We start from the raw sequence: 25,553 nt of genomic DNA, 5'->3' as shown, positions 1-25,553 counted from the left end.
GCACCCCTTACCCACACCCCTCACCGACCCGCACTCCCCCTCACGGCCCCAACAACCGCGGCGACAACGCCCCGCACGGCACCATCTCCACCTCCGCCCCCGCGTCCCGCAGATCCGTCAGCACCAGCTCGTCGTACATCAGCATCCCCGACTGCTCGGGCCACACCACGGCCCACAGCCACATCCCGAGCGCCTCCCCCGCGAAGACGGCCCGGTCGTCCGGCGCCTCGGCGACATGCCACAACGGTGTGGGCCGCCCGGCGGCGAGGACCTTGGCCTGCGGGGGCTTCTCGACGTCGAGGTGCGGGCCGGGATCGGGCCCGTCGATGCCCGCGTACCGCGCCCCCAGCCCCACCCCCAGCTCCTCCGCGACGAGGATCAGCTCGCCGAGCCCGCCGAGCGGCCCGGGGCCGGTGCAGGCGACGGCGGTGGCCCGCCCCCCGCTGCGGTCGTCCCCGGCGCACGCGACGCCGGTGAACAGCCACCCCACGGGCAGCGGCCACGGCATCCACACGGGCACCTGGGTGCGGTGCACCACCACGCCGAGGGCCTCGACGCTGGGCGGGATCACAGGCTGGACCGGATGCACCGTGCCATGGTCAGCGCACTGCCAGGAATCGGCGAAGAGACCGGGAGCCCGGACCCGGCCACCACACTTCGGGCAACTGGGTTCGCCCCTCATAGGGCCCAACGGTCCTACCCCCACCGGCCCGCGTCAAGCGACGATCACCCATCCGGGAAACGGGGCCCACCCAAGTAGATGTAGCTTGCATTTATTAGCCGATCTAACTTACTGTATGTAAATACCAACTATCCACGTCCGGAGGGACTACAGGAGATGAAGGACGACAGCACAGACCCGTTCGACGCGGGCGCGGGCGGCCTCCTGAAGCAGCCGAAGGCGGTCTGGGCGACGGCGGGCGCCTCGGTCGTCGCGTTCATGGGCATCGGCCTGGTCGACCCGATCCTCCCGTCGATCGCCAAGGGCCTGGAGGCGACGCCGAGTCAGGTCTCCCTCCTGTTCACGTCGTACTTCCTGATCACCGCGTTCGCGATGCTGATCACCGGCTTCGTCTCCAGCCGCATCGGCGGCAAGAAGACCCTGCTGCTCGGCCTCGCCCTGGTCGTCCTGTTCGCGGCGCTGGCCGGCACCTCCGGCTCGGTCGCCGAACTCGTCGGCTTCCGCGCGGGCTGGGGCCTCGGCAACGCCCTGTTCGTCTCGACGGCCCTCGCGGTCATCGTCGGCGCGGCGGCGGGCGGCAGCGCGGCGGCGATCCTGCTGTACGAGTCGGCGCTCGGCCTCGGCATGGCCTGCGGCCCGCTGCTCGGCGCGCTCCTGGGCGACGCGAGCTGGCGCTACCCGTTCTTCGGTACGGCGTTCCTGATGGCCGTCGGCTTCCTGTGCGTCAGCGTGTTCCTGAAGGAGCAGCCGAAGCCGGCGAAGAAGACGTCGGTCCTCGACCCCCTGAAGGCCCTCGGCCACGGCGGGCTCGCCTCGGCGGCGGTCTCGGCGTTCTTCTACAACTACACGTTCTTCACGGTCCTGGCCTTCACGCCGTTCGTCCTCGACATGACGCCGTACAAATCGGGTGCCGTGTTCTTCGCCTGGGGTCTGCTGCTCGCGCTGTTCTCGGTCGTCGTCGCCCCGCGCCTGCAGGCCCGGTTCGGCTCGCTGAAGGTGCTCGGCGGTTCGCTGGTGCTGCTCGCGGCGGACGTCCTGGCGCTCGGGTACGGCGACCACCTGACGGCGATCGTCTGCACGGTCCTGTCCGGCGCGTTCATCGGCGTCAACAACACCGTCTACACGGAGCTGGCCCTCGGCGTCTCGGACGCCCCGCGCCCGGTGGCGAGCGCGGGCTACAACTTCGTCCGCTGGTTCGCGGCAGCGGCGGCGCCGTACTTCGCGCCGAAGATCGAGGAGTGGTCCGACATCCACATGCCGTTCGTGGTGGCGGCGGTGACAGCTGTGATCGGGGCGGGGGTCGTGGTCGTACGGCGCAAGGCGCTGACGCACGACGCGGAGGAGCTGGAGACCGCGCACGCGACGCGGGATTCGGTCACCGTCTTCGCGAGCTGACGGTGAGTTGAGTCACTCCAAGGTCACGTACCAACTCAGTCCAGCGGGACGGATCTCCGGGCCGGGTCCCGGAGGTCCGTCCCGTTCGTCAGCCACCGTTCCTGGAGCGCCTGCGCGCCGTGCACGCGTTTCCACGCGGCCTCGTTGGGGGTCATCGGCAGGAGGGGGAGGAAGTGCACGGGGTCGAGGGGGGCGTCGAGTTCGAGGTCCTCGACGAGACCGCCGGGCTCGGCGACGAGTACGGAGGTGAAGGGGGCGCCCGGCCACAGGGGCTCGCCCACGTCCAGCGAGGCGCCGGGGGCGACGACGACGCCCTCGACCTGCGGGGACGCGGCGAGGACGGCGAGCGGGCGGAGGACCTTGTCGGTGTCGGCGAGCCCGCCGCGCACCGAGAGGAGCAGCTCCGCGCGGGGTCCCTTGAGGGGGTCGGCGAGCATGCCCGTGGGGTCGGTCATGGGGCTCGCGGACATGCCGAGCGTGGCGTAGCGGACGATGCCGTCCTCCTTGCGGAAGCGGAGGACCTCGACGCGGTCGGTGCCGAGGAAGGTGACCGCCGCGCGCGCGTCCGGTTCGCCCAGCGCGGTGAGCAACCGGGCCTCGACCAGAGGAAGAACATCAGCCATGTCGCGAGCATAGAACTCGTCAGTACGGGGCAAAGCAGCACCTTGACACTTCTGTCTGCTGCTACTCTTGCCGAGTCGTTCCGGGCAGCTTGCAGAAGCACGCGTATCAAGCCCGGCCGACCAGGATCTCCCTTACGAGGGACCGGCCGGAGGAGGTGGGGCTGTCATGGATCGAAGTCACCCGGGCAGTACCACTCGCTCTTCCCGCCGCTGACGCGACAGCGTCCTCGCCTTTCCTTTCCCGCTGCGGAAGAGCACTTCGTTTCATCTCCCTGAAGTAAGCCGCCGCGACGGTGCGGTGCTCCCCGCTTTGTGGACGTGCGAAACATCCCAACGCTCAGGACGTCCTCATTCCGGGCAGTTCCACCCGTCGGTCGTGGCCTTTTCGTCACCGATGCGAAGGAGCCCTGCCATGTCCATGATCCGTGACCTGCGCGCCGCCGTGGTCCGCCCGTCCCGCGTCACGTCCCTGCGCAAGGTCGGCAAGGACACGGCCCAGACGGGCGCCTACGACGCGACGCGCGACCCCGCGACGCCGTCCGCCGTCGTCGACTGCGCGGTCTACCGGAACGGGGCGCGTGTCCAGTACGACCGGTCCCTCACCCCGCACGAGGCGATGCGCCAGGTGCGCCGCGACGGGGGGTTCGTGTGGATCGGGCTCCACGAGCCGACCGAGGCCGAATTCGCCGGTATCGCCAGCGAGTTCGGGCTCCACCCGCTCGCCGTCGAGGACGCCGTGCAGGCGCACCAGCGGCCCAAGCTGGAGCGGTACGACGACTCCCTGTTCACCGTCTTCAAGACCATCCACTACGTCGAGCACGCGCAACTCGACGCGAACAGCGAGGTCGTGGAGACCGGTGAGGTCATGTGCTTCACCGGCAAGGAGTTCGTCATCACCGTCCGGCACGGCGGGCAGGGCTCCCTGCGGGCGCTGCGCCACCGGCTCCAGGACGACCCCGAGTTGCTCGCGAAGGGGCCCTCGGCCGTCCTGCACGCCATCGCCGACCACGTCGTCGACGGGTACATCGCCGTCGCCGACGCCGTCCAGGACGACATCGACGAGGTCGAGACGGAGGTCTTCTCGCCGGGCCGCAACGGCTCGCCGCGCGGCACCGACCCGAGCCGGATCTACCAGCTCAAGCGCGAGGTACTGGAGTTCAAGCGGGCCGTGTCGCCGCTCCTGCGCCCCATGCAGCTCCTGAGCGAGCGCCCGATGCGGCTGATCGACCCCGACATCCAGAAGTACTTCCGCGACGTCGCCGACCACTTGGCCCGCGTCCAGGAACAAGTCCTCGGATTCGACGAGCTGTTGAACTCCATCCTCCAGGCCAACCTGGCGCAGGCGTCCGTCGCCCAGAACGAGGACATGCGCAAGATCACCTCGTGGGCCGCGATCATCGCCGTCCCCACCATGGTCTGCGGCGTCTACGGCATGAACTTCGACCACATGCCGGAACTCCGCTGGAAGTACGGCTACCCCATGGTCATGGTCATCATCGTGACCATGTGCTTCGGCATCCACCGCACCCTCAAGCGCAACGGCTGGCTCTAGGCTTGCGGCCATGACGACCCCTTTGGACCGGGCCCTGGTCGAAGAGGCCACGAAGAAGTCGGGCCTCATCTGGGTACGAGGCACCGCCGCCGCCCGCCCTCTCTGGCACGCCTGGCACGAGGGCGCGGCCCACGTCCTGGGCGACGGCCCCGGTGAACAGCCCCTGACCGGGCTGGCGGACGGGGACACGGCGGAGGTGACGGTCCGCAGCAAGGACAAGGGGGGCCGGCTGGTGACATGGGCGGCGAGGGTCGTCCACGTACAGCCGGGCACGGACGAATACGCCGCAGCGGTAACGGAGTTGAAGACCAAACGCCTCAACGCCCCGGACGGCGAGGCGATGGTGGACCGCTGGGCGAGGGAGTGCAGGCTGCTCCGCCTCGAACCCACCGGCGAGACATCGCCCATGCCGGAAGGCGACTTGGCGGCGCCCCCGGTCCCGACCCCGGCGACGACGAGGCAACCGATCCCGGCAGGAGTACCGAGGCTGCTGTTCAAGAAACGGAAGTAGCCCCCTCAAGAAGCAACCCCCGTCAAGAAGCAGGCAGTTGCTTCCCGTAGTCCACCGTCTCGTCCTTGGACGGCTCCGCGAGCGTGAAGTCCTGCCCCCACGAGGAGAACGCCAACGACCCGGCACTGCCCGCCCGTTGGAGCAGCAAGGGATACGGCTCCCCCTTCAGGGAGACGTCGAGCGTGCCGCCGCCCCCCTTGTCGCCCGTAATCCTGATCGTGCGGGTACCCGCCTGTTCGTGGTGGCCGTCCTTGGAGAGGGCGCCGTGAAGTGTCAGCAGGCCGTCGAGGAGGAGGTCCTTGTCAGTGAAGCCGCTGAATTTCGTGTACGAGGGATCCCCGGCCGGGATCTTGACGTACTTCCCGTCGAGCTTGCCGGCCGCGGCGGTCGCGTCGCCGTCCTGCTTCCAGAACTCGGCGTCGGCCTTGAGGAAGAGCGCCTCGCCGACCCGCAGGAGCTGGAAGGTGGTCCCGGCGACGGAGACCGACCCCGTCCCCCCGTCCTTCTTGAGCCGCATGTCGAGCCGGTACGTCCGCCCGCTGGTCACGACGCTCCCGGCGAGCCGTACGGCGTCGACCTTGGACGCCGCCTCCTTCGCCTGCGCCTGGATCTTGTCCGCGCCGAGCTTCCCCACCCCGTTGGTCCCCGCGTCGGGATCCTCGCCGCACCCGCTCACCCCGAGGGCGATCGCGCACACCGCCCCGAGCAGCGCGGTGCGGTTGCGGGCCGGAGAGGTCGCGGTCACGAAAGACACTCGCTTTCGACGAGGGCATGCGGGGCGTACGGCAGCGTACCGGGGTCGTGAAGACCCGGCGGACGCAGTCCTTCCGTACCCCTCACCAGGGCGTATCCGATCGGGACGGGCTAGCCTTAAGCACTCCCGAGCCGACATTCCGGACCATTGCAAAGGAACCTCAGTCATGGCAGCCGGCGCCCCCCGGATCTTCGTCTCGCACCTCTCCGGTGTCGCCGTCTTCGACCCGAACGGCGACCAGGTCGGCCGGGTCCGCGACCTGGTCGTGATGCTGCGCACGAACCGCAGAGCACCGAGGCTGCTGGGCCTGGTGGTCGAGCTGTCGACGCGCCGCCGTATCTTCCTGCCGATGACGAGGGTGACGGGCGTGCAGTCGGGCCAGGTCCTGACGACCGGCGTCCTGAACGTCCGCCGGTTCGAGCAGCGTCCCACGGAGCGCCTGGTCTTCGGCGAGCTCCTCGACCGCCGGGTCACGCTCGCGGAGACCGGCGAGGAGGCGACCGTACTCGACCTGTCCGTGCAGCAGCTGACCGCCCGCCGGGAGTGGGACGTGAGCCGCGTCTTCCTGCGCAAGGGGAGGCCGGCGAGCGCGTTCCGCCGGGCGAAGGGCGAGGCGGTGACCGTCGAGTGGGCGGCGATCGACGGCATCTCGCTGGAGGAGGAGGGGCAGGGCGCCGAGAACCTCCTCGCGACGTTCGAGCAGCTGCGCCCGGCGGACCTGGCGAACGTCCTGCACCACCTCTCGGCGAAGCGGCGCGGCGAGGTCGCGGCGGCTCTCGACGACGACCGCCTCGCGGACGTACTCGAAGAGCTCCCGGAGGACGACCAGATCGAGATCCTCGGGAAGCTGAAGGAGGAGCGCGCGGCGGACGTCCTGGAGGCGATGGACCCGGACGACGCGGCGGACCTCCTCGCGGAGCTGCCGGAGGCGGACCAGGAGCGGCTGCTGTCGCTGATGGAGCCGGACGACGCGGCGGACATGCGGCGCCTGCTGACGTACGAGGAGCACACGGCGGGCGGCCTGATGACGACCGAGCCGATCGTCCTGCGCCCGGACGCGACCGTCGCCGACGCGCTGGCCCGCATCCGCGAACCGGACCTCTCCCCCGCGCTCGCCGCCCAGGTGTACGTCTGCCGCCCGCCCGACGAGACGCCGACCGGCAAGTACCTGGGCACGGTCCACTTCCAGCGCCTGCTGCGCGACCCCCCGTACACGCTCGTCGGCTCGATCATCGACGACGACCTGCGGCCCCTGGACCCGGACGCCGCGCTGCCGGTCGTCGCCGGGTTCTTCGCGACGTACGACATGGTCGCGGCGCCCGTCGTCGACGAGTCGGGGTCGCTGCTCGGCGCGGTGACCGTGGACGACGTGCTGGACCACATGCTGCCTCAGGACTGGCGGGAGACGGAGTTCGACTCCGGGGAGGAGGCGGTCGGTCATGACGCCTGAGAAGACGTCCACCGGCGCGCGCCCGCGCGTACGGCTCGACCAGCCTCGTCCGCAGCGGCGGCGGCTGCTGCCGGAGTGGGATCCGGAGGCGTTCGGGCGGCTGTCGGAGCGGATCGCGCGGTTCCTGGGGACCGGGCGGTTCATCGTCTGGATGACCGTCGTCATCATCCTGTGGGTGCTGTGGAACATCTTCGCGCCCAAGGATCTGCGGTTCGACAACTACCCGTTCATCTTCCTGACGCTGATGCTCTCGCTCCAGGCGTCGTACGCCGCTCCGCTGATCCTGCTCGCGCAGAACCGGCAGGACGACCGGGCGCGGGTCGACCTCGAACTCGACCGCAAGCAGAACGAGCGGTCGATCGCGGACACCGAGTACCTGACGCGGGAGATCGCCGCGCTGCGGATCGGGCTCGGGGAGGTCGCGACCAGGGACTGGATCAGGTCGGAACTCCAGGACCTCGTCAAGGAGCTGGACGCGCAGGGCGTATTCCCGGCGGAACGGTCACCTGTGCGTGACGTAGACGACCGCTGAGGGGCGTATAGGGCGCCCTGTGAGGCGCCGTACCATCGTCGTATGGCTAGCGAAGACGCGGTGCGCGAGGCACTGGCGACGGTGAACGACCCCGAGATCAACCGGCCCATCACCGAGCTGGGGATGGTCAAATCGGTGGAGATCGGTTCGGACGGCGCGGTCGCGGTGGCCGTCTACCTGACCGTCTCCGGCTGCCCGATGCGCGACACGATCACGCAGCGCGTGACGGACGCGGTCGCGGCGGTCGAGGGCGTCACCCGGGTCGACGTCACGCTCGACGTCATGAGCGACGAGCAGCGCAAGGAGCTGGCGACGGCGCTGCGCGGCGGCCAGACCGAGCGCGAGGTGCCGTTCGCGAAACCGGGCTCCCTCACGCGCGTGTACGCGGTCGCCTCCGGCAAGGGGGGTGTCGGCAAGTCGTCGGTGACGGTGAACCTCGCCGCCGCGATGGCCGCCGACGGGCTGAAGGTCGGTGTCGTCGACGCGGACATCTACGGCCACTCCGTGCCCCGCATGCTCGGCGCGGACGGGCTTCCCACCCAGGTCGAGAACATGATCATGCCGCCGTCCGCAAACGGCGTGAAGGTCATCTCCATCGGCATGTTCACGCCGGGCAACGCGCCGGTCGTGTGGCGCGGGCCGATGCTGCACCGGGCGCTCCAGCAGTTCCTGGCGGACGTGTACTGGGGCGACCTGGACGTCCTGCTCCTGGACCTTCCCCCGGGCACCGGCGACATCGCGATCTCCGTCGCCCAGCTCGTCCCCAACGCCGAGATCCTGGTCGTGACGACGCCTCAGCAGGCGGCGGCCGAAGTCGCCGAGCGCGCGGGCGCCATCGCCGTACAGACCCACCAGAAGATCGTCGGCGTCGTCGAGAACATGGCCGGTCTTCCCTGCCCGCACTGCGGCGACATGGTCGACGTCTTCGGCACGGGCGGCGGGCAGCGGGTCGCGGACGGCCTGACCCGGACGACCGGCGCGACGGTCCCGGTGCTGGGCTCCATCCCGATCGACGTCCGCCTGCGCGAGGGCGGCGACGAGGGCAAGCCGGTCGTCCTGACCGACCCGGACAGCCCGGCGGGGTCCGCGCTGCGGGGGATCGCGGGGAAGCTGGGCGGCCGTCAGCGGGGCCTTTCGGGGCTGTCGCTGGGGATCACGCCGCGGAACAAGTTCTAGGCGCCGGGTCATGGCCGGCCCAGGACGTGGTCGCGGTAGCCGCGCCAGGCGTCCAGGGCCGACCTCGCGGTGTCCGGGGTGAGGAAGTCACCGGAGCCGAGGTCGAGGGCCCGGGCCGTGAGGGCCTCGGCGACCGCGAGGGCCGTGGGGGCCGATGCCGGGCCGCCGCCGTAGAAGTGCAGGGCGACGCTGGTGACCGGCTCGTCGCCGGCGCCCGAGACCGAGAGGTTGAGGGAGACGCCGGGGCCGTCGAAGTCACCCCAGCCGTCCTCGCCCAGCACGATGCCCGGCAGCGTCCGCGCGAGCACGGCACGGACCTCGCGGCCCGTGCCCAGACTCGGCGGCTCCCAGCCCTCGGGCAGCTCGTCCGTCCCCGTCAGTTCGGACGGGAATCTCAGGATGTACACGTCCCAGCTCATGCCGGCCGCCCTAGGGCGTGTTGCGAAAGTCCCGTCGTCCGCCCGGAGGGCGGGCCGAGCGGCGTCTGGTGCGTGCTCCCGGCGTGCCGGGCGGAAGCCCTCGTACTGGTTGTACGTGGGGTTTCGCCCGGTGCGGCGGGAGTGCGTGCCAGGCGTCGGGCGGCAGGCGGGACTTTCGCAACACGCCCTAGGAGCCGGCACTGACAACGGGACGGCTACGCGTACTCCTCCACGTCCTTCACCGTCGAGAAGCCCAGCCCGTACGCGCTCATCCCCCGCCCGTACGCCCCGAGGTGCACCCCCTGCTGGGTGGACCCGGCGAGGACCCAGCCGAACTCCGACTCCCGGTAGTGGAACGGGGTGGGCACCCCGTCCACGGGGAGGGTGAGGGTGGACCAGTCCTCGCCGGCGAGGTCGTCCGCGAGGACCCACGCCGTCTCCGTCTGCTGGTCCAGCCAGTCGTCGCGCAGGCTGTGGTCCATCTGGCCGGGCCAGGTGAAGGACAGCAGGCCGACACCGGCGAGCCAGGCCGCGGAGGAGACCGAGGTGGCCTCCAGGAGGCCCGTACCGTCGGCACTCCTCCGGGACGGGTTCGCGGCGACCGTGACGACGACCGCGAACTTGCCCCGGTCCTCACCGGCCGTCTCGTGGCGGACGGACGGCTCGTCGCCGTGTCCGATGGAACCGTGCTCGACCGCGCCGTCGGCGGCCGTACCGACCTGCATCAGCCACCGGCGCCCCGTGTACGCCTCATCGAGGCCGTACCAGGGAAAGGCCGCCTCCAGGAAGCCGTCGACGGTACGCCGGGCCGCGGGAACGGGTTGTCCGCCCTCCGCGACCGGCGCCTGCGCGACCGCTCGACTCGTCGTCTCCATGTGCCCGGACGCCTCCTCGCTCTCGGCGGACCCGTACGGCCCGCCCCCCCTTCGGGCGCACACGTCAGGTCCGCACAACAACTCGGCAGCATATCCACCCGGGTGAGCGCCCGGGCGTACGGCTCAGGTGGCGTCGTAGTCGAAGGGGGGCCGGTTGTCGGTGTCCGGCTTCTTCGTGAGGTCGGTCTTCGGCGCGTCCGGCGTGGCGGTGTCCGGCTTGCTCATGTCGACCTTGCCGGAGGGCAGCGGCGTGGCGGCGGCCTCGGCCGTGCTGTGCACCGCGTCGGTGACCTCCGCCATCTCCTTCTTCAGGTCGAACCCGTTGCGGATCTCCTTCAGCCCCAGTTCATCGCTGTCGAGCTGCTTGCGGATGAACGTCTTGGGGTTCAGGTCCTCGAACTCGAAGTCCTTGAACTCGGGACCCAGCTCCGTACGGATGTCCTGCTTGGCGCTCTCCGAGAACTCGCGGATCTTGCGGATCGTCCGCGTCATGTCCTGGATGACCTTGGGGAGCTTGTCCGGACCGAAGATGAGCACGGCCAGGACTGCGAGGGTCACCAGCTCAAGCGGTCCTATGTCATTGAACACCTGAAGCTCCTTGCGATGTCCGCGGTCCTCGGCCCTCCGCGGTGCAGGCGGGTTCTTCCGTGGTCCGGGCCGCGTCCACGGTACCTGTCGCACCTGGCGAACCGGTACCGCCCGGAGCCTGCCGAACGGCCCCGGCCGGGACGTTTTCCGCGATGTTTGCCTAGTGGGAAGGGCGCGCGCCGGTCACCTGTGAGGTTTCTGTCAGTTCCCGTCCGCACCCTTTTCTCACCCGCCGGCACTCCCCAGCACCAGCGACAGACTCATCGCCTTGCCCCCGCGTACGACGGTCAGCCGCAGTTCGTCGCCGGGCCGGTGCGCCCTGACCTTGACGATCAGCTCGTCGCTGGAGTTCACGGGCTTGCCGTCGACCTCCGTGATGACGTCACCGGGTTCGATCCCGGCGAGGTCTCCCGGGCCGCCGACGGTCACCGGCGGACCGGCCTCCCCGGCGTCCGTCCGCACGCGCGCGCCGTCGCCGGTGTAGGCGAGGTCGAGGGTGATGCCGATGACGGGATGGGTCGCGCGGCCGTTGTTGATGAGTTCCTCGGCGATCCGCTTCCCCTGGTTCACGGGAATGGCGAATCCGAGTCCGACCGATCCCGACTGCCCTGTACTGGTGTCCGCGCCACCGGCCGACCGGATCGCCGAATTGATCCCGATGACCCTGCCGCGCGCATCCAGCAGAGGCCCGCCGGAATTCCCGGGATTTATCGGCGCGTCCGTCTGCAAGGCATCCACATACGACACGTCACTCCCGTCCCCACCTGCGGTGATCGGCCGTTCCGTGGCACTGATGATGCCGGAGGTGACGGTGCCGGAAAGATCGAAGGGAGCGCCGATGGCGACGACAGGATCACCCACCTGAACCCCGTCGGAATTTCCGAGGGGAAGGGGAGTCAGATTCCGTACGCCTTTCACCCGCACGACCGCGAGGTCGTACCCGGCGTCCCGTCCGACGATCTCCCCCTTGACCGCCTGTCCCCCGTTGAAGACGACGGTTATCTCCCCGCCGTTCCCAGCGGGCTGCACCACGTGATTGTTGGTCAGGATATGACCGAGCTCGTCCAGCACGAACCCGGTCCCCGTCCCGGACTCCGACCCGCCCTTCACATGCAGGGTCACCACACTCGGCAACGCCCGCGCGGCGATCCCGGCGACGCTGTCGGCGTCCCGCCCGCTCGGCTCCGGCGCGGCCTGCGGCAACTCGATGCCCCCGATGCCGTGCCGCTCCAGCTGCACCCCGACCACACCCCCCACCCCGCCGGACACCAAGGCCAGCAGCAGCGCCCCCGCGACAAGGCCCTTCCGCCACTCCCGCTTCTTCTCCCGCTCACTGAGCACACCCTCCCCGGTCTGCTGCAGGGGAGACGCCGCCGCCCAGGGGTCGTACCGCGCCCACGGATCCCCCGCGGCAGGATGCTGCACAGGGGGAGCGGGCGCCCAGGGCCCGGGCTGGCCGTAGGGGGGCGTGCTGTAGGCGTCGGGGGCGTGGAGGGGGCGCGGGGACTCCACGCCGGGGGTGGCTTCGAGGGGCGGGTCGGGTACGGGGGTGGCGGGGGCGTCCGGCGCGGCTGCGGGAGGGGGCTCGGACAGGGGGGTGCCGGAGGCATCCGGCGCGGCTTGCGACGAGGCTTGCGGTACGTCGGCCGACGGGTCACCCGGCGCCACACCGGCCCCCGGCTCCTCCTTCACCAGCGACACCACCGGCCGCTCCGGATCCCTCAACGCGTAATCCCCACGCCCCTCCTCGGGCCGGGCAAGCTCGAAATCCCCACCGCCACCGCCGAGACCACCGCCCGCCTCCTCGCCACGATCCACCACGTCCCTGTCTACGCCGCCCCCTCCACTCTCGATGCTCACCACTGCCCCACCAACCTCCGACTCCCCAGCTACAACGGCATGGACACGGTCTCTCGCTCGGATTCAACCAGGTCGGACCCGCCCTCGGCAGTCACCTTCCGACCCACGAGGAAACACCTGCCGCACGCACCCCGCCCCGGCCCCCACCCCACCCTCCGGGCGAAGGCCGGACCCGCGACGCCGACGACCTAGGGCGCCGACGTGGCATTAGGCGACAACAACCCCGGCGCGCTCGTGGGCCAGGTGGCGGACAGCGGCCGTATCAGCGGCGACATGGCGGCCGCGCCCGCGACGACCGGCGCGGTCAACGCCCGCAGCGTCTCCTCGTGCCGCGCGGACACCGGCGTAGGGATACCCGGCAGCAGCGGCGCGGCCACTTCGACGGGGGCGGCGGGAGTGTCCCGCAGGACCCCCTGTCCGCCCTGCGAGAGGAGCGGCCCGGCGGATCGGCGCCGCGTGGCCCCGTCGGGAACGGCCGCCCCCGCCGCCCTGGACGGAATCACGTTGCTCCCGGCCCCGCCCCGCGCCTCGCTGGTCTGGTCGATCGGTGCCGACCCGGTCACTCCGCCCAGCGCGATGGCCGCGAGCGAGACGGCCCCGGCGGCGACGAACGCGAACCGCATGCTGCGGGACCGCTCCTCGTGCCGCCCGACGGGGTGGACCCGGAACCCCTTCTCGGCGACGGAAGCGGAGAACGTGGCGGCGGCGGACAGGGCCCCGGCACCTTCCCCGGGCCCCCGCGAGGACCCGACGCCCTTCACGCCCCCGGAGACATTCCCGGCACCCGCATCGGCCCCGAGATCGTCCCCCCGCCCCTCATGCCCTTCACCCGGGAGATACCCGAACTCGAACGGCTCCCCGGAACGCCCCCCGAAGACGGAACCGCCTCCGAGCACCCCGCCCCCACCGAGCGGACCGGACCCGCCGAAGACCCCGGCGCCCCGGCCGCCGCCGAGCGCTCCGGAACCGCTCCCGAACCCTCTGGACCCGAATCTGGCCCCTCGCTCACCGCCGAGGAGCCCACCGCTCCCCAGGGGACTTCCGCCCGCGGAGTCATCACCCCCGGGCAGCCCTTGGAGCCGCGCGAGGAAACTCTCGGAGGGGGTCGGAGGAGCCACTTCGGAGAAGACGCCCTTGAGCCGGCGCTGCGCGTCGACCTCCGCCTTGCACTGCGCGCAGGTCGCGACATGCGCGAGGACGCGCTCGCGCGCGTCATGGCCCAGCTCTCCGTCCACCAAGGCGGAGAGCCGGTCACCGAGATGCTGTTCCGCGTGGTACACGGAAGGTTTGGGCCTGGAGCCACCGAGTCCACTCACGCGGTCGCGCCCCCTCCTCCCAGGACGGGGACGCGGGCCATGAACGTCCGCCGCCGCTCGGCCTCGCGCGCCTGCGGCGAGCGGTGCGCGAGGGCCTTGCGGAGCTGCGAACGGCCCCGGTGGATACGGGAGCGGACGGTCCCGAGCTTGACGCCGAGGGTCGCCGCGATCTCCTCGTACGACAGTCCCTCGATGTCGCACAGGACGACGGCCGCGCGGAACTCGGGCGCGAGGGTGTCCAGCGCCTGCTGGACGTCCGCGTCGAAGTGGGCGTCGTTGAAGAGCTGCTGGGGGGTCGGCTCCTTGCTGGCGAGCCGCTCCGCCGCGTCGTCCCCGAGGGAGTCGAAGCGGATGCGCTGCTTGCGGCGGACCATGTCGAGGAAGAGGTTGGTGGTGATGCGGTGGAGCCAGCCCTCGAAGGTGCCCGGCGTGTAGGTCGACAGGGAGCGGAAGACGCGGACGAAGACCTCCTGCGTGAGGTCCTCGGCGTCGTGCTGGTTGCCCGTCAGGCGGTAGGCCAGGCGGTAGACGCGGCCGCTGTGCGTGCTGACGATCTCCTCCCACGTGGGCGGAGTCCACGCCTGCCCGTCCGCGTCGGTGGAGAAGGTCGCGGTCTGGGCGTAGTCGCCGGCGTGGCTGCGGTCAGCGGTGTCGTTCACGGATTTCGGCCTGCCCGCCGATCCGAGAAAGCGCCGGAGCACTCCTCCCCGATCCACAGACTGGGCCGCACCTCCCCTGTCGGCTCTGGTGGTGTCCAGTGGAGCCCCTACCATAGCCACCTCGCCCGTTAGCTCCGGATAAGCGGTTTTACCTGAATTTGATCTGGGCTGATACGGCTCATACGGCTGCGTCCTGCCGAACTCGCCGCCCCACCCGCCTTCGTGATCCAACTGTGTCCCCCCATCACCGTTCCCACCCCTTCAAACGCGCGGTCCCATCTGCGGGTTCCCGCCCGCAACGGATACAGTCACGCCGAGGCACATCATGGGGAACAGGAGAGGGTCATTACCGGCAACCGGCAGGCAAGCTGGGCGTTCGCCGACGCCTACGCCGCCGAGGACGACGCGCTGCGCTGGGCCCGCGACCGGGCCCGTGAGGCAGGGCTGCGCTCGGTGTCGCCCAGCACGGGCGCCGCGCTGCGGTTGCTGGCCGCCACGGTCGACGCGAAGGCGGTCGCCGAGATCGGCACCGGCACCGGCGTCTCCGGCCTCCATCTCCTGCACGGCATGCGGCCCGACGGGGTCCTGACGACCGTCGACCCCGAGCCGGAGCACCAGCAGTTCGCCCGGCAGGCGTTCCGGGCGTGCGGGTTCGCCAGCAACCGGGCGCGGTTCATCCCCGGGCGGGCGCTGGACGTGCTGCCGCGGCTCGCCGACTCCGGCTACGACCTCGTCTTCTGCGACGGTGATCGGCTGGAACTGCTCGACTATCTAGCTGAATCGTTGCGCCTGCTGCGGCCCGGCGGGCTGGTGGTCTTCGAGGGCGTCTTCGCCAACGGCCGTACCGTCGACTCCGGTCCCCAGCCGACCGAGGTGGCGCGCGTGCGCGAGCTTCTGCGCACGGTCCGCGAGAGCACGGAGCTGGTGGTGTCGCTGCTGCCGGTGGGCGACGGGCTGCTGTGCGCGGTCAAGCGCTGAGCGGCGGCGTACCCCGTACCTGTCCGGTGAAAACGGCAGCCCCGGCGCCGCACGCGATGCCGGGACTGCCGTAAGGGGCTGCTGCTTGCGCCAGCTGACGACGGGATCACCCCCGCCTCGGCAGGAAGTCCGCCTCAGCTTTCAGCGCGACGCGGTCAGCTGACGACCTTGTTGAGGGCCTCGCCGAGCGCCAGGGCCTCGTCAGGGGTCAGCTCGACGACGAGCCGCCCGCCGCCTTCGAGCGGAACGCGCATGACGATGCCCCGCCCCTCTTTGGTCACCTCAAGCGGGCCGTCGCCCGTCCGCGGCTTCATGGCCGCCATGCTCGTTCCCCTTCCTGAAACCAGCTCAACCGTCAAAGCCGACGGCCCCTGGGAGGGCACGCGCGGTCCTGCGTGGGACACGCGACACCGGCATCGAACACATTGCTTCCCAGCCATTATCCCGCATCTCAGGACCCGATGACCAACTTCGGACGGCATCGCTTGGGCAACGCGCGCGAGCAAAACCACCCAATTCGGCGGTGTGGCTGCGATACTGCGCCGCCCTGCGGCGTTAGGCCGTCCGGGAACGGGGTCTCATTCTTTGACGCAGGTCACACGCTCCGTCCGGTCCTCGGGCGCCGGACTCCGCCATGCTGAGTGCCTAGCGACGCTACTTTTCGATGCGGAGGGGACACTCCATGGCCGACACGGTGCTGTACGAGGTGACCGACGGACTGGCGATCATCACCTTGAACCGACCGGAGGCGATGAACGCGCTGAACGTCGCGACGAAGGTCGCGCTGCGGGACGCCGTCGAGTCGGCGGCGGGCGATCCCGCCGTACGCGCGATCCTGCTGACCGCCGCCGGGGAGCGGGCGTTCTGTGTGGGGCAGGACCTCAAGGAGCACATCGGGCTGCTGGCCGAGGGGTCGGACGTCGTGATGAGCACCGTGAGCGAGCACTACAACCCCATCACGCGCGCGCTGACGGGCGCCGCGAAGCCGGTGGTCGCCGCCGTGAACGGGGTCGCCGCGGGCGCCGGGTTCGGGTTCGCGCTCGCCGCCGACTACCGGGTCGTCGCCGACACGGCGTCCTTCAACACGTCGTTCGCCGGGGTCGCCCTCACCGCGGACTCCGGGATCTCCTGGACCCTCCCGCGCGTGGTGGGCCCGTCCCGGGCGACGGACCTGCTGCTGTTCCCGCGCAGCATCGGCGCGCAGGACGCGTACGACCTGGGCATCGCGAACCGTGTCGTACCCGCGGCTTCCTTGCGGGAGGAGGCGCTCAAGGTGGCCCGTGCTCTCGCCGAGGGCCCGACCGTCGCGTACGCCGCGATCAAGGAGTCGGTCGCGTTCGGGTTGACGCACTCGTTGACGGAGACCCTCGACAAGGAGGACGAGTTGCAGTCCCGCGCGGGCGCGGCGGAGGACCACGCGATCGCGGTGTCGGCGTTCGTCAACAAGGAGAAGCCGAAGTACGTCGGGCGCTAGCCCCGTGCGCCGCAGTCCTTGAGGTGGTCGTTCACCAGCCCGCACGCCTGCATGAGCGCGTACGCGGTCGTCGGGCCCACGAACCTGAGGCCCCGCTTCTTCAGCTCCTTGGCCAGCGCCTTCGACTCGTCCGTCACGGCGGGGACGTCGGTGAGGGTCCTCGGCGCCTTGCGGGGCTTCTTCGGGGCGTGGGACCAGATCAGCGCGTCCAGTTCGCCGGGGGTCCAGTCGGCCAGCACGCGCGCGTTGGCCATCGTCGCGTCGACCTTGGCGCGGTTGCGGATGATCCCGGGGTCGTCCAGCAGGCGCGTACGGTCCTCGTCGGTGAACGCGGCCACCTTGGCGATCTGGAAGTCGCTGAACGCCGTACGGAAGGTGGGGCGGCGGCGCAGGATCGTGATCCAGGACAGGCCCGACTGGAACGCCTCCAGGCTGAGGCGTTCGAAGAGGGCGTCGTCGCCGTGGACCGGGCGGCCCCACTCCTCGTCGTGGTACGTGACGTAGTCCGGCGTCGAGAGGGCCCAGGGGCAGCGCGGGACGCCGTCCGGGCCGGCGAGGGTGTCGGTCACGGGGTGTCCTCGGGGGCGGCCTTCTCGACGGACACGCGCGGGGGCGTCAGGGCGGCCTCCAGGTCGGCGATCCGGGCGTCGCGCTCCGCGAGTTCGGCGGCGAGTCTGCCCAGCGCGTCGTCCACGTCCGACATGCGGTAGCCGCGCGCGGCGAGCGGGAAGCGGAGGCTGTCGACGTCGGCGCGGGTGACCGGGCGGTCCCACGGCAGCGGGTCGTGCAGCCGCTGCGGGGCCTCCTCCGGCAGCGGGCCCGTGCCCTCGCCGCCGCCCACCACCGCGAGCGTCACCGCGGCGACCACCACGGCGAGCGCGATGACCAGGAACAAGAACATAACCATCGGCGGGCCCCGCTCGAACGTCGGACGTGTTGTGCCTCCGATCGTGCCATGCGGGTCGGACAGTTAGGGTCTCAGGCGGCGGATGTCCCGCATGTACTAGGAGAGGTCACAGGGGATGCTCAGGCTGGGCAGGCGCGAATTCGGTACGCACGAGCCGGTGATCATGGCGATCGTCAACCGAACCCCCGACTCCTTCTACGACCAGGGCGCCACCTTCGGCGACGAGCCCGCGCTCGCGCGCGTGGAGCAGGCGGTCGCCGAGGGCGCCGCGATCGTCGACATCGGCGGCGTCAAGGCGGGCCCCGGCGAGGAGGTCACCGCCGAGGAGGAGGCCCGCCGGACGGTCGGTTTCGTCGCCGAGGTCCGCCGCCGCTTCCCCGAGGTGATCATCAGCGTCGACACCTGGCGCGCGTCCGTGGGCGAGGCGGTCTGCGAGGCCGGCGCGGATCTCCTGAACGACGCGTGGGGAGGCGTGGACCCGGGTCTGGCGGAGGTGGCGGCCCGCTACGGCGCCGGCCTGGTCTGCACGCACGCGGGCCGCTCAGAGCCGCGTACCCGCCCCCACCGGATCGCGTACGACGACGTCATGACCGACATCCTCGACGTCACCCTGGGCCTCGCGGAACGCGCGGCTGCGTTGGGCGTTCCCCGCGAGTCGATCCTCATCGACCCCGGGCACGACTTCGGCAAGAACACGCGGCACAGCCTGGAGGCGACGCGCCGCCTGGGCGAGATGGCCGCCACGGGCTGGCCGGTGCTGGTCTCGCTGTCCAACAAGGACTTCGTCGGGGAGACGCTGGACCGGCCGGTGAAGGAACGCCTGATCGGCACCCTGGCGACCACCGCTGTCTCCGCCTGGCTGGGCGCCCAGGTCTACCGCGTCCACGAGGTCGCGGAGACCCGGCAGGTCCTCGACATGGTCGCGTCGATCGCGGGGCACCGGGAACCGGCGGTGGCGCGGCGGGGGTTGGCGTGAGGGTCAGCGGTCGAGGTCGAGTACGGGGACTCCTCGTCCTTCGTACGGCTTCGGCTCGACGGTGGCGATCAGCGCGTCCGCGCCCGGCTCCGGGAGGTGCCGGACGGCGTGCAGCGCGGCGCCGATGCCGGGTGGGACACCGTCCCGGTTCAGCTGGGCGATGGTGAGCGTCGCCGGGTAGTCCAGGTCCACGGTGTGAAAGACCTCCAACTGCCCGATGTGCTCGGCGAGTCCCAGGTGTTCGCGGTCGGCCTCCAGGACCGACAGAGCCGGCACCCACAGGCGCGTCTCGGTCTCGAAGCGGGCCCGGTGAACGAGCGCGGACACCTGGCGGTTTCCCGAGAGTCGGCGTATCGAGGGCCAGGTGGTGCAGGATCACGCGGTCGCGTCCTCCACCCGGGCGAACGCCTCACGGATCCTGACCCCCATGGCCGCGCTCTCCCCGTCGGTCACCTCGACGCCGAAGTGCTCGGCCATGTAGGCGCGGGCCCGCTCGGCCCGCTCCCGGCGCTCCTCCGCGGCCGGCGTCGACTCCGCGAACTCCTGGACGAGAGAGCGGATCGAGGTCCCCCGCGACTCTGCGATCACCGCAAGGCGGTCCCTGACCTCGGCCGATACCCGAATCATCGCATCAGACATGGGCCGAGAATACGTCGCTGTCCACAGCGGGCTGGGCACATGAGAGAACCCCGGCACCTCACCGGCACCGGGGGATCCTCACGGCTGCCTCAGCGCCCCGCCTCCTTCGAGACCAGCGCCACCGCCTCGTCCACGTCGTCCGTGACGTGGAAGAGGAGCAGGTCCTTCTCCGATGCCTTGCCCTCCGCGACCAGGGTGTTCTTGATCCAGTCGACGAGGCCGCCCCAGTACTCCGTGCCGAAGAGCACGATGGGGAAGCTGGTGACCTTCTGGGTCTGGACGAGGGTCAGGGCCTCGAAGAGCTCGTCGAGGGTGCCGAGGCCGCCGGGGAGGACCACGAAGCCCTGGGCGTACTTGACGAACATCATCTTGCGGACGAAGAAGTAGCGGAAGTTGAGGCCGATGTCGACGTAGGGGTTGAGGCCCTGTTCGAAGGGCAGCTCGATGCCGAGGCCGACCGAGATGCCGCCCGCCTCGCAGGCGCCCTTGTTGGCGGCCTCCATGGCGCCGGGGCCGCCGCCGGTGATGACGGCCCAGCCCGCGTCGACGAGGGCGTGGCCGAGGCGGACGCCCGCCTCGTACTCGGGGGAGTCGGGCTTCGTCCGCGCTGAGCCGAACACGCTGATCGCGGGCGGGAGTTCGGCGAGGGTGCCGAAGCCCTCGATGAACTCCGACTGGATGCGCAGGACGCGCCAGGGGTCGGTGTGGACCCAGTCCGACGGGCCGCCGGCGTCCAGCAGGCGCTGGTCCGTGGTGCTCGCCGTGACTTGGGAGCGCCTGCGCAGGACCGGCCCCAGACGCTGTTCTTCCGGCTTGGGGGTTCCCTCGACCGTCATGTGCGCTCCCTTCACTTGCACTTGCTGGTGGTTCCGTACCTCAGCCTAGATCCGCGGGGGTTACGGACGGGGGACGTCAGCGTGTCAGCCAGGTCCGGAGGCGTTCCTCGGCGTGCAGGATCTTGGCCGTCTCGACGCGCTCGTCCCGCTTGTGGGCCAACAGGGGGTTGCCGGGGCCGTAGTTGACGGCGGGGACACCGAGGGAGGAGAAGCGACTGACGTCCGTCCAGCCGAACTTGGGGCTGGGGGTGCCGCCGACCGCCTCGACGAAGGCCGCGGCGGCGGGGTGGGAGAGGCCGGGGAGGGCGCCGGGGCTGTGGTCGGTGACCGTGAAGTCGTCGTAGCAGCCCGCGAAGACCTCCCGGACGTGCGCGATCGCCTCGTCCTCGCCGCGGTCCGGCGCGTAACGGAAGTTGACGGTCACCACGCACTCGTCGGGGATGACGTTCCCCGCCACTCCCCCGCTGATCCCGACCGCGTTGAGCCCCTCGTGGTACTCCAGCCCGTCGATGACCGGCCGACGCGCTTCGTACGCCGCGAGGCGGGCCAGGATCGGGGCGGCGGCGTGGATCGCGTTGGCGCCCATCCAGGAGCGGGCGGAGTGCGCGCGCTCGCCCTTGGTGCGGAGCTGGACGCGCAGCGTGCCCTGGCAGCCGCCCTCGACCTGGCCGTCGGACGGCTCCAGCAGGACGGCGAAGTCGCCGGCCAGCCACTCGGGGTGGGCGCGGGCGACGTGGCCGAGGCCGTTGCGGGTGGCCTCGACCTCCTCGTTGTCGTAGAAGATGAAGGTGAGGTCGCGGTTGGGCGCCGACACCGTTGCCGCGATGCGGAGTTGGACCGCCACCCCGGACTTCATGTCGCAGGTCCCGCAGCCCCACAGGACGCCGTCGGCGTCGAGGCGTGAGGGGACGTTGTCGGCGATCGGGACGGTGTCGATGTGGCCGGCGAGGATGACGCGCTCCGGCAGACCCAGCCGCGTACGGGCGATGACGTTGTTGCCGTGACGGTCGACCGTCAGGTGGGGCAGCGCGCGCAGGGCGGCCTCGATCGCGTCGGCGAGGGGCTCTTCCGCGCCGCTCTCCGAGGGGAAGTCGACGAGACGCGCGGTGAGCGCGGCGGCATCCAGCGTGAGGTCAAGAGGGGTGTCGGCCATGGCGTCGACCCTAACGCGCCAAGCAGTCGGACGAGTGTTCCAGCCTGACCCGTACGCGACCGTACTCTCCAGTACCTTGTACGCGTGTCAGCCCCGTCCCCCTCCTCCCAGCGCCCTGGCCGCCTGCTGCGCTCCCTGGCCGCGGTCGTCGTTCTGCTCGCCGTCGCGGGCTATGTGGTGGTGCAGTACATCACCGGCGGGACCGGTGACCCGGGCTGCAAAGTCGTCGCCGCCCAGAAGGGCGGGAAGACGTACGAGTTCACGCCGGAGCAGGCCGTCAACGCGGCGACGATCACGGCCGTCGGAACGAACCTGGGGATGCCGCAGCGGGCGGTGACGATCGCGCTGGCGACCGCGCTCCAGGAGTCGGGGCTGCGCAACCTCGGGCACGGCGACCGGGATTCGCTCGGCCTGTTCCAGCAGCGGCCCTCGCAGGGCTGGGGCACGGAGGAGGAGGTGCAGGACCCGGCGTATTCGGCGGGCGAGTTCTACAAGCACCTCAAGAAGGTCCGCGGCTACGAGGAACTCCCCCTGACCGTCGCCGCGCAGCGCGTCCAGCGCAGCGGCTACCCGGACGCGTACGCCAAGCACGAACCCGACGCGACGGTCCTCGCCGCCGCCCTCACGGGGCGCTCCGCCGCGACCCTGACGTGTACGGGGCGGCCGGACGCGACCGTCACCGCGACCGGTTCGGACGCCGTACGGGCCGCGCTGGTGCGGGACTTCGGGCGCGACGCGGTCCAGGGGGAGGCGGTGGCGTCCTCGGCGAGCACCAAAGCGGAGGGGCCGACGGCCGTCAGCGGCGGCGAGACCGTCGCCCTGCCCGTCGTCAGCGACACCGCCTCCGCCGGGCGGTCCGTGCCGGAGCGGGGGTGGCAGCTCGCGCACTGGGCCGTCGCCAACTCCTCCGCGCTGCACATCCAGCGCGTCACCTACGCCGGCCGGACCTGGGTCGCCGGGAACAGCGACAGCCAGTGGCAGCCGGCCGGCGAGACGCGCGCCGACCGCGAGAAGTCCGTGCGGATCACGACCGGTCAGTAGTACGAGGCGTACGTCGGCCGGGGTGTTCACAGCCGATAATGCGACGCATTGCCAACTCTTTGCTTTACCGGTCCGCAACCTTCTTGGGGCCTACAGGTGTTCTCACGGCGTCACAGTCCGAACCAGCTTGTAGGAGCGCCATGTCCTCCCTTCCCCTGACCCGTCGGATCGCCCGTGCCGCGCTGCTCGTCGCCGCGGGGGCGGCCGCCGGGGTCGGGGCGGCCGGCTCCGCCAGTGCGGCGCCCGCGGCTCCCGCGCCGAACCTCGGCGGGTTGACCTCCCTCGACTCGGCCAGTGTGTCCAACACGCTCGACAGCACGGCGCAGGCGGCGACCGAGACCGCCGGCCAGAACGGCGCGAAGGTCGCCAAGCAGGCGGTGCCCGGTGTCGGCAAGAGCGGGGGGCAGGCCGTGGAGAAGGTGACGCCGCCGGCGGCGAAGACGACGGGGGCTGCCGCGGGGGCCTCGGGGGACCTTGTCGGCGAGACCGCCAAGTCGGCCACGAAGGGTGGGCTGCCGACGGATTCGCTGCCGCTGAAGGGGCTGCCGCTCGGTGGCTGAGGTTTCTTGAGCCGCGGGGCCCGGAGGGTGTTCACCTCTGGGCCCCGTTGTCGTCTGCGGGTAGTGGGTGGTTCTCGCGCCCACGCGGCGGTAGCCGCAAATCGATACAGCCCCGCGCCCCTAAAGGAGTCGGTCAACCGCCGCTGCTACGCGCTCGTCCGTTGCGGTCAGGGCAACCCTTACGTAATTGGCCCCCGCCTCGCCATAGAAGTCCCCCGGCGCCACCAGGATGCCCAACTCCGCCAAGTGCGCCACCGTCTCCCAGCAGGATTCGCCCCGCGTCGCCCACAGGTAGAGGCTCGCCTCGCTGTGTTCGATGCGGAAGCCGTGGGCGACCAGGGCTTCGCGCAAGGCCGTACGCCGCGCCGCGTAGCGTTCGCGCTGTTCCTGTACGTGCTTGTCGTCGCCCAGGGCCGCGATCACCGCCGCCTGGGTCGGGGCGGACGTCATCATGCCGCCGTGCTTGCGGATCTCCAGGAGCGGGCCGAGGATCGCGGGGTCGCCGGCGAGGAACGCCGCCCGGTACCCGGCCAGGTTGGACCGCTTGGACAGGGAGTGGACGGAGACGATGCCGTCGTAGGAGCCGCCGTTGACGTCGGGGTGGAGGACCGAGACGGGGTCGGCCTCCCAGCCCAGTTCCAGGTAGCACTCGTCCGAGAAGACCAGGACGCCGTGCTCGCGGGCCCAGGCGACCGTGCGGGTCAGCTCCTCCTTGGTGAGGACCTTGCCGGTCGGGTTCGAAGGGGAGTTGAGCCAGAGGAGCTTGAGGTTGGCGGGGTCGAGGGCGGTGGGGTCGTCGTAGACCTCGTAGTCCGCGCGAGCCAGCCGTGCACCTACCTCGTAGGTGGGATAGGCGAGGCGCGGGTAGGCGACCTTGTCGCCGGGGCCCAGGCCGAGTTGGGTCGGGAGCCAGGCCACCAGCTCCTTGGAGCCGACGATCGGCAGGACGTGGTGGTGGGTGACGTCACGCGCGCCGAGGCGGGTCTGAAGCCAGGCGGTGATCGCGTCGCGCAGGGCGGGGGTGCCCCAGACCGTGGGGTAGCCCGGGGAGTCGGCGGCGGCGGTCAGGGCCTGCTGGATCAGGTCCGGGACGGGGTCGACCGGCGTGCCCACGGAGAGGTCGACGATGCCGCCGGGGTGCGCGGCGGCCGTCTGCTTGTAGGGGGCCAGCTTGTCCCAGGGGAAGGCGGGAAGAAGATCGGCGAGAGACAACGGGGACGCTCACTTTCTGGTACGGCAAACGCCTCGGCCCCATGAACGGGACCGAGGCGGCAGGACGTCCTACAGGGCTTTACGCCTGCGGCGGCAGCGCGGCCACGAACGGGTGGTCCCGCTCGATCAGGCCCAGCTTGCTGGCGCCGCCCGGGGAGCCCAGCTCGTCGAAGAACTCGACGTTCGCCTTGTAGTAGTCCTTCCACTCCTCCGGAGTGTCGTCCTCGTAGAAGATCGCCTCGACCGGGCAGACCGGCTCACAGGCACCGCAGTCGACGCATTCGTCCGGGTGGATGTACAAGGACCGTGAGCCCTCGTAGATACAGTCGACCGGGCATTCCTCGATGCACGCCTTGTCCTTCACGTCGACACAAGGCTGCGCGATGACGTAGGTCACGCTGTCATTCCTCCTCGATAGGGCGCTGGCGGGCCTCCTCAGGCTCCGCCGCCTGGCGCGCGGGAGCGCGGCGTCGTCGATGCCCACCCCTAGTATCTCCGTTCTTGGGCATGATCCGAACAGGAGGGGTGAACGGACTCGTGGAAATCCGTGGCGCAGGTCGGCTCGAAGTCCGCATTACGGCCGCTGACGTGGGCAAACGCGTCTCCGTACGGCGGATTTCCGATCCTGCCGTGACGGAGGGGAAATTCACCGACACGGTGGGTGTTCTCACATCATGGGACGACGATGTGGTCGTGATCACTCGCCGGGACGGTGCGGCGGTGCGGATTCCCGAATCGTCCCTCGTCGCGGGCAAGGTCGTCCCGCCCGCGCCCGCCCGCCGCCGGGGGCCCGCGGTGTCGTACGAGGAACTCTCGCGGGTCGCCGCGCGTGCCTGGCTGCCGGTCGAGAGTTCGCCGCTCGGGGAGTGGGAGCTGCGGGCCGCCGCCGGGTACACGCGGCGGGCCAACTCCGTGCTGCCGCTGGGGGATCCGGGGGTGCCGGTCGACGAGGCGCTGCGGGTGGTGCGGGAGTGGTACGGGGTGCGGGGGCTGCCCGCGTACGTCCAGGTCGGCGGCGGGGAGGCGCTGTGCGGGGAGCTGGAGGCGCGGGGGTGGGTGCGGGAGGTGACCTCTCGGGTGATGGTCGGGGGGCTGGCGGGGCTGGCGGACCGGGATGTGCGGGCGGAGGTGGCGCTGTCGCGGGAGGCCGATGCGGGCTGGCTGGGGCGGTATCAGCGCAAGGGGGTGGGTGAGGTGGCGTTGCGGGTGCTGAGGAGTGGGGCTTCGGTGTGGTTCGCGAGTGTGGCGGGCGGCGGGGGTGCTTCCCGGGATGCCGTGGGCGACGGCGCCGGCAGTGCCCTGCGGGATGCCGTGGGCGACGGCGCCGGCAGTGCCCTGCGGGATGCCGTGGGCGACGGCGCCGGCAGTGCCCTGCGGGACGCCGT

Annotated in this window: 30 protein-coding genes; 12 read left to right on the top strand and 18 right to left on the bottom strand. The window is 71.0% G+C overall.

Annotated elements, in window-relative coordinates; genetic code table 11:
• Window positions 1-40: 40 nt before the first annotated feature.
• Entirely contained in the window at window positions 41-682 is a 642-nt protein-coding gene (locus ACLZOT_RS09570) for a DUF6758 family protein (protein ID WP_416968352.1), read from the bottom strand.
• A 156-nt stretch (window positions 683-838) separates the two neighbouring features.
• Between ACLZOT_RS09570 and ACLZOT_RS09565 the strand changes: the two genes are divergently transcribed.
• Window positions 839-2,077 (top strand): MFS transporter, encoded by a 1,239-nt coding sequence (locus ACLZOT_RS09565; RefSeq protein WP_416968351.1) that lies wholly within the window; start codon window positions 839-841, stop codon window positions 2,075-2,077.
• Window positions 2,078-2,112: 35 nt separating this feature from the next.
• Here ACLZOT_RS09565 and ACLZOT_RS09560 read toward each other — a convergent pair whose 3' ends face one another.
• Window positions 2,113-2,700: a suppressor of fused domain protein gene (locus ACLZOT_RS09560; RefSeq protein WP_416968350.1), complete on the bottom strand. Its 588-nt coding sequence runs from the start codon at window positions 2,698-2,700 to the stop codon at window positions 2,113-2,115.
• Window positions 2,701-3,112: 412 nt separating this feature from the next.
• Here ACLZOT_RS09560 and ACLZOT_RS09555 point away from each other — a divergent pair, with 412 nt between their 5' ends.
• Entirely contained in the window at window positions 3,113-4,252 is a 1,140-nt protein-coding gene (locus ACLZOT_RS09555) for a magnesium and cobalt transport protein CorA (RefSeq protein WP_416968349.1), read from the top strand.
• A 10-nt stretch (window positions 4,253-4,262) separates the two neighbouring features.
• The gene (locus ACLZOT_RS09550; protein WP_416968348.1) at window positions 4,263-4,763 is read left to right on the top strand and encodes a hypothetical protein; all 501 of its coding nucleotides are present in this window, start codon (window positions 4,263-4,265) and stop codon (window positions 4,761-4,763) included.
• Between the two features lie 22 nt (window positions 4,764-4,785).
• On the opposite strand, the gene ACLZOT_RS09545 is transcribed toward ACLZOT_RS09550, so the two are convergent.
• The gene (locus ACLZOT_RS09545; RefSeq protein ID WP_416968347.1) at window positions 4,786-5,508 is read right to left on the bottom strand and encodes a hypothetical protein; all 723 of its coding nucleotides are present in this window, start codon (window positions 5,506-5,508) and stop codon (window positions 4,786-4,788) included.
• 175 nt (window positions 5,509-5,683) lie between these two features.
• Between ACLZOT_RS09545 and ACLZOT_RS09540 the strand changes: the two genes are divergently transcribed.
• Genes ACLZOT_RS09540 through ACLZOT_RS09530 form a run of 3 tightly spaced genes read left to right on the top strand, consistent with a single transcriptional unit; the run spans window position 5,684 to window position 8,675 of the window.
• Entirely contained in the window at window positions 5,684-6,967 is a 1,284-nt protein-coding gene (locus tag ACLZOT_RS09540; RefSeq protein ID WP_416968346.1) for a magnesium transporter MgtE N-terminal domain-containing protein, read from the top strand.
• Window positions 6,957-7,499 (top strand): DUF1003 domain-containing protein, encoded by a 543-nt coding sequence (locus ACLZOT_RS09535; RefSeq protein WP_416968345.1) that lies wholly within the window; start codon window positions 6,957-6,959, stop codon window positions 7,497-7,499. Before ACLZOT_RS09540 ends, ACLZOT_RS09535 begins: the two co-directional genes overlap by 11 nt.
• 42 nt (window positions 7,500-7,541) lie before the next feature.
• A complete protein-coding gene (locus ACLZOT_RS09530; protein ID WP_416968344.1) occupies window positions 7,542-8,675 on the top strand; it encodes an Mrp/NBP35 family ATP-binding protein in 1,134 nt (377 codons plus the stop codon).
• 8 nt (window positions 8,676-8,683) lie between these two features.
• On the opposite strand, the gene ACLZOT_RS09525 is transcribed toward ACLZOT_RS09530, so the two are convergent.
• The 6 genes from ACLZOT_RS09525 to sigE all read right to left on the bottom strand — a co-directional run bounded on the left by ACLZOT_RS09525 (window position 8,684) and on the right by sigE (window position 14,434).
• Window positions 8,684-9,094 carry a hypothetical protein gene (locus tag ACLZOT_RS09525; protein WP_416968343.1) on the bottom strand — a complete coding sequence of 137 codons (411 nt, stop codon included), beginning with the start codon at window positions 9,092-9,094 and terminating at the stop codon, window positions 8,684-8,686.
• 215 nt (window positions 9,095-9,309) lie between these two features.
• A complete protein-coding gene (locus tag ACLZOT_RS09520) occupies window positions 9,310-9,969 on the bottom strand; it encodes a hypothetical protein (RefSeq protein ID WP_416968342.1) in 660 nt (219 codons plus the stop codon).
• A 123-nt stretch (window positions 9,970-10,092) separates the two neighbouring features.
• Window positions 10,093-10,557 (bottom strand): sec-independent translocase, encoded by a 465-nt coding sequence (locus ACLZOT_RS09515; protein WP_416968341.1) that lies wholly within the window; start codon window positions 10,555-10,557, stop codon window positions 10,093-10,095.
• A 225-nt stretch (window positions 10,558-10,782) separates the two neighbouring features.
• Complete coding sequence (locus ACLZOT_RS09510) at window positions 10,783-12,378, bottom strand: trypsin-like peptidase domain-containing protein (RefSeq protein ID WP_416968671.1); 1,596 nt, start codon at window positions 12,376-12,378, stop codon at window positions 10,783-10,785.
• Window positions 12,379-12,605: 227 nt separating this feature from the next.
• On the bottom strand, window positions 12,606-13,697 hold the full coding sequence (locus ACLZOT_RS09505; RefSeq protein ID WP_416968340.1) for an anti-sigma factor family protein: 1,092 nt from the start codon (window positions 13,695-13,697) through the stop codon (window positions 12,606-12,608).
• A 32-nt stretch (window positions 13,698-13,729) separates the two neighbouring features.
• Complete coding sequence (gene sigE, locus ACLZOT_RS09500) at window positions 13,730-14,434, bottom strand: RNA polymerase sigma factor SigE (RefSeq protein ID WP_416968339.1); 705 nt, start codon at window positions 14,432-14,434, stop codon at window positions 13,730-13,732.
• A gap of 237 nt (window positions 14,435-14,671) precedes the next feature.
• On the opposite strand from sigE, the gene ACLZOT_RS09495 reads away from it, so the two are divergent.
• Window positions 14,672-15,370: an O-methyltransferase gene (locus tag ACLZOT_RS09495; protein ID WP_416968670.1), complete on the top strand. Its 699-nt coding sequence runs from the start codon at window positions 14,672-14,674 to the stop codon at window positions 15,368-15,370.
• A gap of 155 nt (window positions 15,371-15,525) precedes the next feature.
• Here ACLZOT_RS09495 and ACLZOT_RS09490 read toward each other — a convergent pair whose 3' ends face one another.
• Window positions 15,526-15,693 carry a DUF3117 domain-containing protein gene (locus ACLZOT_RS09490; protein WP_187747395.1) on the bottom strand — a complete coding sequence of 56 codons (168 nt, stop codon included), beginning with the start codon at window positions 15,691-15,693 and terminating at the stop codon, window positions 15,526-15,528.
• Window positions 15,694-16,052: 359 nt separating this feature from the next.
• On the opposite strand from ACLZOT_RS09490, the gene ACLZOT_RS09485 reads away from it, so the two are divergent.
• Window positions 16,053-16,844 carry an enoyl-CoA hydratase/isomerase family protein gene (locus tag ACLZOT_RS09485; RefSeq protein WP_416968338.1) on the top strand — a complete coding sequence of 264 codons (792 nt, stop codon included), beginning with the start codon at window positions 16,053-16,055 and terminating at the stop codon, window positions 16,842-16,844.
• On the opposite strand, the gene ACLZOT_RS09480 is transcribed toward ACLZOT_RS09485, so the two are convergent.
• Entirely contained in the window at window positions 16,841-17,413 is a 573-nt protein-coding gene (locus ACLZOT_RS09480) for a DNA-3-methyladenine glycosylase I (RefSeq protein ID WP_416968337.1), read from the bottom strand. The two genes, ACLZOT_RS09485 and ACLZOT_RS09480, sit on opposite strands and share 4 nt — an antisense overlap.
• Entirely contained in the window at window positions 17,410-17,745 is a 336-nt protein-coding gene (locus tag ACLZOT_RS09475) for a DivIVA domain-containing protein (protein WP_416968669.1), read from the bottom strand. The genes ACLZOT_RS09480 and ACLZOT_RS09475 overlap by 4 nt, the downstream gene beginning before the upstream one ends.
• 121 nt (window positions 17,746-17,866) lie before the next feature.
• On the opposite strand from ACLZOT_RS09475, the gene folP reads away from it, so the two are divergent.
• The gene (folP, locus tag ACLZOT_RS09470; RefSeq protein WP_416968336.1) at window positions 17,867-18,727 is read left to right on the top strand and encodes a dihydropteroate synthase; all 861 of its coding nucleotides are present in this window, start codon (window positions 17,867-17,869) and stop codon (window positions 18,725-18,727) included.
• A 3-nt stretch (window positions 18,728-18,730) separates the two neighbouring features.
• On the opposite strand, the gene ACLZOT_RS09465 is transcribed toward folP, so the two are convergent.
• From ACLZOT_RS09465 to dapE, 4 genes are all read right to left on the bottom strand, one after another.
• Window positions 18,731-19,054 (bottom strand): hypothetical protein, encoded by a 324-nt coding sequence (locus tag ACLZOT_RS09465; RefSeq protein ID WP_416968335.1) that lies wholly within the window; start codon window positions 19,052-19,054, stop codon window positions 18,731-18,733.
• Window positions 19,055-19,102: 48 nt separating this feature from the next.
• On the bottom strand, window positions 19,103-19,366 hold the full coding sequence (locus ACLZOT_RS09460) for a hypothetical protein (protein ID WP_416968334.1): 264 nt from the start codon (window positions 19,364-19,366) through the stop codon (window positions 19,103-19,105).
• An 89-nt stretch (window positions 19,367-19,455) separates the two neighbouring features.
• Window positions 19,456-20,202, bottom strand: a complete 747-nt coding sequence (locus ACLZOT_RS09455) for a TIGR00730 family Rossman fold protein (RefSeq protein ID WP_416968333.1) — start codon at window positions 20,200-20,202, stop codon at window positions 19,456-19,458.
• Window positions 20,203-20,278: 76 nt separating this feature from the next.
• On the bottom strand, window positions 20,279-21,355 hold the full coding sequence (gene dapE, locus ACLZOT_RS09450) for a succinyl-diaminopimelate desuccinylase (RefSeq protein WP_416968332.1): 1,077 nt from the start codon (window positions 21,353-21,355) through the stop codon (window positions 20,279-20,281).
• A gap of 84 nt (window positions 21,356-21,439) precedes the next feature.
• Between dapE and ACLZOT_RS09445 the strand changes: the two genes are divergently transcribed.
• Window positions 21,440-22,396 (top strand): heavy metal transporter, encoded by a 957-nt coding sequence (locus ACLZOT_RS09445; RefSeq protein ID WP_416968331.1) that lies wholly within the window; start codon window positions 21,440-21,442, stop codon window positions 22,394-22,396.
• A 140-nt stretch (window positions 22,397-22,536) separates the two neighbouring features.
• A complete protein-coding gene (locus ACLZOT_RS09440; RefSeq protein WP_416968330.1) occupies window positions 22,537-22,956 on the top strand; it encodes an ATP-binding protein in 420 nt (139 codons plus the stop codon).
• 120 nt (window positions 22,957-23,076) lie between these two features.
• On the opposite strand, the gene ACLZOT_RS09435 is transcribed toward ACLZOT_RS09440, so the two are convergent.
• Window positions 23,077-24,168, bottom strand: a complete 1,092-nt coding sequence (locus ACLZOT_RS09435) for a bifunctional succinyldiaminopimelate transaminase/glutamate-prephenate aminotransferase (protein ID WP_416968329.1) — start codon at window positions 24,166-24,168, stop codon at window positions 23,077-23,079.
• Window positions 24,169-24,247: 79 nt separating this feature from the next.
• A complete protein-coding gene (gene fdxA, locus ACLZOT_RS09430; protein WP_010350536.1) occupies window positions 24,248-24,565 on the bottom strand; it encodes a ferredoxin in 318 nt (105 codons plus the stop codon).
• 140 nt (window positions 24,566-24,705) lie between these two features.
• On the opposite strand from fdxA, the gene ACLZOT_RS09425 reads away from it, so the two are divergent.
• Window positions 24,706-25,553 (top strand): GNAT family N-acetyltransferase (locus ACLZOT_RS09425; RefSeq protein ID WP_416968668.1); only part of this gene is annotated, 848 nt, incomplete at its 3' end.

Source organism: Streptomyces sp. 4F14 (assembly GCF_048159485.1).
In the GTDB taxonomy this organism is placed as follows: Bacteria; Actinomycetota; Actinomycetes; order Streptomycetales; family Streptomycetaceae; genus Streptomyces.
The sequence above is the reverse complement of the archived record's forward strand: the minus strand, read 5'-3'. Positions and strand labels throughout refer to the sequence as shown.